The sequence below is a fragment of the Aeromonas sp. Y318-3 genome (assembly GCF_027706185.1).
Lineage (GTDB): Bacteria > Pseudomonadota > Gammaproteobacteria > Enterobacterales > Aeromonadaceae > Aeromonas > Aeromonas veronii.
Genome location: NZ_JAPDCN010000038.1, coordinates 1 through 5,952, shown reverse-complemented (window position 1 = coordinate 5,952; position 5,952 = coordinate 1). Strand labels below are relative to the sequence as shown.

General features: G+C 56.1%; 13 protein-coding genes. 4 read left to right on the top strand and 9 right to left on the bottom strand.

Annotation, left to right across the window (positions count from 1 at the left end; translation table 11 throughout):
• The 3 genes from OKB77_RS23740 to OKB77_RS23730 all read right to left on the bottom strand — a co-directional run.
• On the bottom strand, positions 1–876 hold an 876-nt coding region (locus OKB77_RS23740), incomplete at its 3' end, for a replication initiation protein (protein ID WP_270818687.1).
• A 148-nt stretch (positions 877–1,024) separates the two neighbouring features.
• Complete coding sequence (locus tag OKB77_RS23735) at positions 1,025–1,333, bottom strand: CcdB family protein (RefSeq protein ID WP_270818685.1); 309 nt, start codon at positions 1,331–1,333, stop codon at positions 1,025–1,027.
• On the bottom strand, positions 1,333–1,578 hold the full coding sequence (locus tag OKB77_RS23730) for a type II toxin-antitoxin system CcdA family antitoxin (RefSeq protein WP_270818683.1): 246 nt from the start codon (positions 1,576–1,578) through the stop codon (positions 1,333–1,335). The genes OKB77_RS23735 and OKB77_RS23730 overlap by 1 nt, the downstream gene beginning before the upstream one ends.
• 342 nt (positions 1,579–1,920) lie before the next feature.
• On the opposite strand from OKB77_RS23730, the gene OKB77_RS23725 reads away from it, so the two are divergent.
• Positions 1,921–2,139 (top strand): hypothetical protein, encoded by a 219-nt coding sequence (locus tag OKB77_RS23725; protein ID WP_270818681.1) that lies wholly within the window; start codon positions 1,921–1,923, stop codon positions 2,137–2,139.
• Positions 2,136–2,420 (top strand): hypothetical protein, encoded by a 285-nt coding sequence (locus OKB77_RS23720; RefSeq protein WP_270818679.1) that lies wholly within the window; start codon positions 2,136–2,138, stop codon positions 2,418–2,420. Before OKB77_RS23725 ends, OKB77_RS23720 begins: the two co-directional genes overlap by 4 nt.
• Before the next feature lie 194 nt (positions 2,421–2,614).
• Here the strand turns inward: OKB77_RS23720 and OKB77_RS23715 are convergent, their stop codons facing one another.
• The 4 genes from OKB77_RS23715 to OKB77_RS23700 form a co-directional block, all read right to left on the bottom strand.
• Positions 2,615–2,815, bottom strand: coding sequence for a hypothetical protein (locus OKB77_RS23715; protein ID WP_270818677.1), 201 nt, complete (start codon positions 2,813–2,815; stop codon positions 2,615–2,617).
• Between the two features lie 7 nt (positions 2,816–2,822).
• Entirely contained in the window at positions 2,823–3,110 is a 288-nt protein-coding gene (locus tag OKB77_RS23710; protein WP_270818675.1) for a hypothetical protein, read from the bottom strand.
• A gap of 99 nt (positions 3,111–3,209) precedes the next feature.
• On the bottom strand, positions 3,210–3,518 hold the full coding sequence (locus OKB77_RS23705; RefSeq protein WP_270818673.1) for a mobilization protein: 309 nt from the start codon (positions 3,516–3,518) through the stop codon (positions 3,210–3,212).
• The gene (locus OKB77_RS23700) at positions 3,519–4,055 is read right to left on the bottom strand and encodes a DUF1640 domain-containing protein (RefSeq protein ID WP_253865591.1); all 537 of its coding nucleotides are present in this window, start codon (positions 4,053–4,055) and stop codon (positions 3,519–3,521) included. It lies immediately after the preceding gene.
• A 160-nt stretch (positions 4,056–4,215) separates the two neighbouring features.
• On the opposite strand from OKB77_RS23700, the gene OKB77_RS24110 reads away from it, so the two are divergent.
• Positions 4,216–4,617 carry a hypothetical protein gene (locus OKB77_RS24110; protein ID WP_443111800.1) on the top strand — a complete coding sequence of 134 codons (402 nt, stop codon included), beginning with the start codon at positions 4,216–4,218 and terminating at the stop codon, positions 4,615–4,617.
• A 136-nt stretch (positions 4,618–4,753) separates the two neighbouring features.
• Here the strand turns inward: OKB77_RS24110 and OKB77_RS23690 are convergent, their stop codons facing one another.
• Positions 4,754–5,167 carry a plasmid mobilization protein gene (locus OKB77_RS23690; protein WP_270818670.1) on the bottom strand — a complete coding sequence of 138 codons (414 nt, stop codon included), beginning with the start codon at positions 5,165–5,167 and terminating at the stop codon, positions 4,754–4,756.
• A gap of 207 nt (positions 5,168–5,374) precedes the next feature.
• On the opposite strand from OKB77_RS23690, the gene OKB77_RS23685 reads away from it, so the two are divergent.
• Positions 5,375–5,665 carry a hypothetical protein gene (locus tag OKB77_RS23685; RefSeq protein WP_270818668.1) on the top strand — a complete coding sequence of 97 codons (291 nt, stop codon included), beginning with the start codon at positions 5,375–5,377 and terminating at the stop codon, positions 5,663–5,665.
• A 150-nt stretch (positions 5,666–5,815) separates the two neighbouring features.
• On the opposite strand, the gene OKB77_RS24105 is transcribed toward OKB77_RS23685, so the two are convergent.
• Positions 5,816–5,932, bottom strand: coding sequence for a LuxR C-terminal-related transcriptional regulator (locus OKB77_RS24105; RefSeq protein ID WP_443111801.1), 117 nt, complete (start codon positions 5,930–5,932; stop codon positions 5,816–5,818).
• Positions 5,933–5,952 lie beyond the last annotated feature (20 nt).

Genomic DNA, 5,952 nt, shown 5'->3' with positions numbered 1-5,952 from the left:
GCCTATGTCGCGGTTGGTGTACCCCATCCCCTTAAGCCGGAGTATCTCCGGCAGCAAATCTGCCGCTTTGCTGGGCCTCCCCCCTCCCTTGGATACTCTCCCCCCCTTGGCCCCTCTGGCGGCCTGTACGGCGCTGAACCCTGCTGGGGTTAGGTTGCGGTACGTCCATTTGGCGATGCTCTTCGCGGTATGCCTGACTTCGTTGGCCGGGAGTGGCTGCTCGAACTGGACGTTGTACCCGGATGCCCGCTCGATCACAGCAGCTTGCCAAGTATCTAACACTGGCCACCCCTGCCGAATCGCCTTGTAAGCCCATTGGCGCGTTTTCTCGAACAAGGTGCAGTTACGCCCCAGCCCATAGGCCGGAAGCTGTTTACGGCCATTGTATGGGCTCAGGTCGAGGTAATCGGACAACCAACCCAGATCGTAGGTGTGGGGCTCCCATACCTGAACAAGCCAGTGGGTATGCAGGGGGTTCTTGCAGATCAGCCCGGAGTAGCCCAGATCAGCCCCCAGTTTATCCCGGAGGGCGGCCTCGATGGCGGCGGCATATCGCAGTGGAGCCACCTTGCCATCCGGAGCAGTGCGGATCGGGGTATCCAATCCGTAGATCAGATGGGCGTGGCCGTTGGCCCGGTTCGTTACCGTGATGTTCGGGGCCGGGGCGCCTACGTCATCCCAGGATAACGTAGCGGCTGGCTGGTCTACGTCAAACACGATCCAGTGCCGGTGTGTTGGCCCGTTCGGTTGGATGTAACGCGCCCCGAGGGCTCGGCTCACGTCCGCAATGGACAGGCCCGAGGTTAGTTCGTCGGTATGGTAAGGCTTCCGGGGAAGGCGCTCCCGGAACAGCTCAAGCTGAGCTCTATTACTCAAGAATACCGCGCTTATTGGCGGTGCTGGCTTGTTTGATGTGATCCATGTGGTATGATCTTCCTGTGATTAAGTCACGGCCCCGAACGCTCTGAATCTTCCGCCAAGTTGATCAGCAGAGCTTCGGGGTTTGTCTTTTCTGGACAGTACGTTACACGCCGTCCATCAGAAAATCTATTGCGTCTTTGATTAGCTGACGCGACTCCTGCACCTCTGCCACTATCGCCCCTAGCTGCGTCTGCCTCACCCCAGCCATCTCATGTGTCATAACCAGATACTTGTCACCCTCAACGATTATCACCGGATTCAGCCGCTGCGCTGGCCGTCCAGTGAAGGCTGCAAGAGGGAACAACGGGATCACCATTCGAGTATTCAGTTCACCTATTATGTCGCTCTGCACATCCAACAAGTAGGGATATGCACGGGCATTGCCCTTATTACGATAAATCGTGAACTGCATCAGAACGACCTGTAATCGTCGGAGAGCAGGCCGTGCTCTTCGGTGATGCTGTTCAGCTCCTGCATCGCAGCGCGGTTCTCACGCTTCCAACGGTCGGCCTCCGAGCCGCTGATCTCACGCTGTAGAGCAGCCGTAAGGGTGGCTGACAGATTGATTCCAGCCGCCCTGGCTCGTTCAAGTAGCCTAGGTTCGAGCGTCACGCTGACAGTTCTCTTGCTGCGTATACGCATTGTTGCGGTGACCATAGTTACCCCCCAAAAAAGACACGTGTTAGGACACGTGCCAATGGTAGCACACCCCTGCAATGGAAGATAATGGAGATAACGCCCTGCAAAAAACACATTATTGCAAGACAAAGATAAATTGAGCCCACCCAGTTATTGGGCATTAACCCTACATATTCGTCTAATTAGAATCCATCGAAATAAAATAATGAAAAAAACATTCATACAATGAAGATCACCTTCATGAAACAACAAAAATATTAATTAAGTGAAAAACAAAGTCATTTATTTTTTACTATTGGTGGGTGTATGCTACTTCAGCAAAAACAAAGTGTCTTCACCGAATATTTTACGGAGTAAGTAATGATGTTGACAGAACTTATTAGAAATTGGTATCAAGGCAAGCGCATTTACCCAGAAAACGATCCAAATAGCAGCGTTGTGTTTTTTTCACTTGGATACGACGAACAACCACTTATGGCGAAAGCATTGAGGTTGATTATTAATTTCTGGCTAAACAATTGGAAATGGGTTATTTCTATAATTGTTGCATTTAGTCTAAATACTGAGGGTTTAAAATGAAGGGCTTCATATTTTTTTTGTTATTCACATACATAAACGTAGCGCACGCAGATGAAGATCCAAAGGAATCCAAATGCAACTTCTTTGGCTTGCAGGCAGAAATGATCATGGAATACAGGCAAGATGGGGTGAACATGGGGGATGTTATTGAAAAATTCCCATCAGACAAGGAGTTAGTGGTTTCAGCGTATGAGCGCCCTCGATTTAACACTGAAGAAAACAAAAGGAAATCTATTCAGGACTTCACAAACGAAACTATTTTAAAATGTTATAAGGAATAGATTTTAGTCATCATCTTAAGGACCCAAACCCATAGGTTCTGCCAGAAAAAATGCTTCTTTTTCACTGATGGATAGTGATTATTGAAGTGTTTTTTATGTCCGAGGTCACGTTCACATAGCCCGTGAACGGGGACGACTAGCACAGTCTGTCGTCACTGGCTCGGGGGCCGCCAAGCGCAGCGCGGCAGAACAGGCTAAACCTTCATCCACCGCAGCAGCAGGGCCAACAGTGCTATCCATGCAGCCGCATCCCACGAAGGCCCCGCCAAGGCGCTGTAGATAGGCCCCAGCGCCAGCCAGTCCGCAGCCCAGTACAGCAGGGCTTTCGCTGCAAAGACGGCGGCCAGCACTGCCACCGTGTGCCACAGCATCAGCCCCGGAAACCGATCACTCAATCGCACCTTAATCCACCTCCACACCTGCATCGAGCAACCGTTGCCGCCATGTATCGACGGGCAACAGGGCATAGTGGGCCACATGCTGGCGCAGGTATTCGGTATCAATGACGATCCAGCGGCTGCCGTCGTCATCGATCATCCAGTCGATGGTCGCATCGAGGAGGTCGATCAGCGGCTTTCCATCAGCCCATAGCCACGGGGAGCCTTGATAGCTCGCCAGTTCGTACTCAACTGGGGGGAACTGGCGAATATGCGCCACCGTGTCAGGAGTACCCAACCGACCTGATTCCATACCCGATCTCCTTAATTATTGTCACTGTGACGATATGTCACATGCTCAAGCCACGATCTAGCTGCTGCTCTTTTCGCAGCTCTGCGGCTCTGTCGGCGATCAACGCTGCGCCCTCTGCAAGGCGTCCAGCGCCTTGTTCAAGTCGTTGACACTGCTGCTCAAGCTGCCAAGCGCTGTCCCTGTGACTTTGTTCGAGCGCTCTACCCCGTTCTGCAGCGTCTCGAACGAACGCTGTAGCTCGCTGCATAGCGTCTCGCAGCTCGCCAGCGCTCTGGTGCAAGCGGTCTGCAACTCGCTCAAAGAGCGCGCCTGCTGCTGCAATTGCTGCTCCAAAGCCGCCGTTTGCTGTTGGTGCGCCGTTTCTATCCGCTCCAGCCTGTCGAGCAATATCCGCTCCAATTCGGTCATTCAGTTCACCTCCACGGCCATCTTGCCGCTCTTCGTTTCGAACGGTTCCCCCATGCTGGGGGCGAGGATGTAGCCCTTGCCATCCGCTCCCTTGGCGTAGCTCACCCCCTTGGGAAGCTGCGCCAGCGTGGCTTTCGCGCTGCTGATCTCGCTGTTCAACCGCTGAACCTCGCTGCCCATCCAGCTCAATACCCCCCAGCTCCCCAACCCGACCCCCACGGAGGTGCATACCCCGACCAGCAAGGCTTTGAGCCAGACGCTGGAGATCAGCTTGAGGGTGTTGGCCTCGCTCCGGGCCTGCTCCAAGACCTCCCTCAATGGGTCGGTCGAGTCGGTGATCTGTTGGGGCAATCCCTCGATCCCGTCCCGGATAGCGCCCACAGTTGTATTCAGCTCGTCGTTCACACGCTTTTTTAAGTCTTTCTTGAGCTCGTCGAGCACCGCTTTCGCTAACTTCTCCACCTCGCCCAATGCCTGCTCGTGCTGCAACTTGAGCCTCTCGCTCAATTGCGCCTTTTGCGGTCCAAGATGCTCCATATAACTCTCCCCTTAACCGGACGGCTTTGGGGTAGCCCTCCAGCTTGATGCTGATGTAATCCATGCCAGAGCGCGTGATTTCGCACCCGAGCGATTCTTGCAGGTAGGCCCGCAGCTCGGCGGCGTTTGTGATCACCCCCTGCGCGGTGGCCCCGATTAGGTGGTCGGTGATCTGTTTTTTGATGGCCGGGTGGTCGCCCTTGTATGCCTCGAAATCCGGCCGCAGCAGCCGTGCCCGGAGCGGGTCGTCTGGCCGCGCCCAGCCCTTGGCATGATTGTGTTTATCCCTGACCGCATAGAAGTCGTCGCGTTGACCTGGTGGGGCCGGGTTGAACGATTTTCCGCTGCCCAGGTGAACACGGGGGATCAGGATGTGCACATGCGCCCCGCCATCCGGTTCGTCGTGCTGGACGACGGTCATGTGGTAGTCCTCCGGCTCCAGTCCGGCAAATGCCAGCGCCTCGAAATCGGCCAGCACCTCGTCGATCTCGGCAGCGGTCGGAGCCTCCTCGGCGGCCCACGAAATCACCGAGCTGGAGTACCGCTGCTGGAACGGCAGTGAGTCGGCCACCGCCGCGAACAGCGCCGGATCCCCCCGCAGTACCGTCACCCCGGCCCGCTCCGCTCCGGTATGGTCGTGCGCCCCAAGCAGGTAGGCCGAGGCGCGGGCGCCGCTGCCCGTACCGTGGGCTAGGAATTTAACGTGCATCGCTGCTGCTCTCCTTGGTGGTCGGCTTGGGGGGCGGAGGCAACTGGGGCAGCAGGTGGGCCGCCTCCGCCTCGATGCTGCGCAGCAGCGCCAGCACCTCCACCAGTCGGACCGGTGCACCGACTAGCCGGCACTCATTCAGGCTACGGGCGATCTGGTTGAGGTTCGATCCCAACGCGGCCAGCTGGCGCATCAGCGCCGGATCGGCATCGTTGCTGGTGTCACGGACACGGACGGGGCGGCGCTGTGGCGTCGGCAAGTTCGTCTGCTGGCCAACATCCACCGCCCCCCTGATCCAGTCCGACACGCTGAGCCCAGAGGCGGCTGCTCGCTCCCGCCATTCGACGGCAGTGGGCTTGTCGATCCGTAGGCTGATGGTGGTCGTTTTCGGGACTCTGGACACGGTGCCTCCGGCTTTTTTGTGTGGGGGATTGAAGGGGCTGCGCCCCTCACCAGCCCCGGATTACTGGAGGCCGCGAAGCGGGCGAAAAGTAATACGGGTACGCTGGCTAATAACCAGTACAGCAAAAAAAGAGGAGGGCGGCAACTTGCTAATTATCGTCACGGTGACGCATAATAAATTACCGTTACAGTGACAGGAAATAACACCATGAAGGACGCAACTGATCAGGGCACTGGGGACATGTTTGGCATCAAGCGCGGACGGGGTAGGCCAAAAACAGGATCAGCCAAAACAGGGGCTGAACGACAAGCGGCCTACCGTGCAAAGCAGCAGGACAATTACGTTACTGTGACGATAAATCGTGCATTGGTGGAGGGGCTGGATGCACAGATGCAAGCGATCCGGGATGGAGGGTCGGCGATGGTGCTTACCCCAGAACAGGCCGGGGAGATCCTGCGGGCACTCCGAACAGCAGATAACAAACAGCTCCGGGGATAAGACCTATTGCCCACAGGCCAAACACACGGCCTGATGGACAACCCTTCGGGATCGGCCTTACCCCCCTCGCACCGATCCGCTCTCTCTAATTGTTTTAAGGGCTCAAAGAACCCCCTACGGGGGCTATTATCTGATAAGGCTTGTTTTTGATCACTCACGATCACGGCGGAGGTAGTTGGACACACTGCCAGCCGAGATTTGCAAATCCTCGCCTATGTCGCGGTTGGTGTACCCCATCCCCTTAAGCCGGAGTATCTCCGGCAGCAAATCTGCCGCTTTGCTGGGCC

Bases quoted from the DNA above. Each gene is read 5' to 3' on its own strand.
- OKB77_RS23725 (WP_270818681.1), top strand. From the start codon at position 1,921: ATGATGTTGACAGAACTTATTAGAAATTGGTATCAAGGCAAGCGCATT.
- OKB77_RS23710 (WP_270818675.1), bottom strand. From the start codon at position 3,110: ATGGAATCAGGTCGGTTGGGTACTCCTGACACGGTGGCGCATATTCGC.
- OKB77_RS23720 (WP_270818679.1), top strand. From the start codon at position 2,136: ATGAAGGGCTTCATATTTTTTTTGTTATTCACATACATAAACGTAGCG.
- OKB77_RS23700 (WP_253865591.1), bottom strand. From the start codon at position 4,055: ATGGAGCATCTTGGACCGCAAAAGGCGCAATTGAGCGAGAGGCTCAAG.
- OKB77_RS23735 (WP_270818685.1), bottom strand. From the start codon at position 1,333: ATGCAGTTCACGATTTATCGTAATAAGGGCAATGCCCGTGCATATCCC.
- OKB77_RS23730 (WP_270818683.1), bottom strand. From the start codon at position 1,578: ATGGTCACCGCAACAATGCGTATACGCAGCAAGAGAACTGTCAGCGTG.
- OKB77_RS23705 (WP_270818673.1), bottom strand. From the start codon at position 3,518: ATGACCGAATTGGAGCGGATATTGCTCGACAGGCTGGAGCGGATAGAA.
- OKB77_RS23685 (WP_270818668.1), top strand. From the start codon at position 5,375: ATGAAGGACGCAACTGATCAGGGCACTGGGGACATGTTTGGCATCAAG.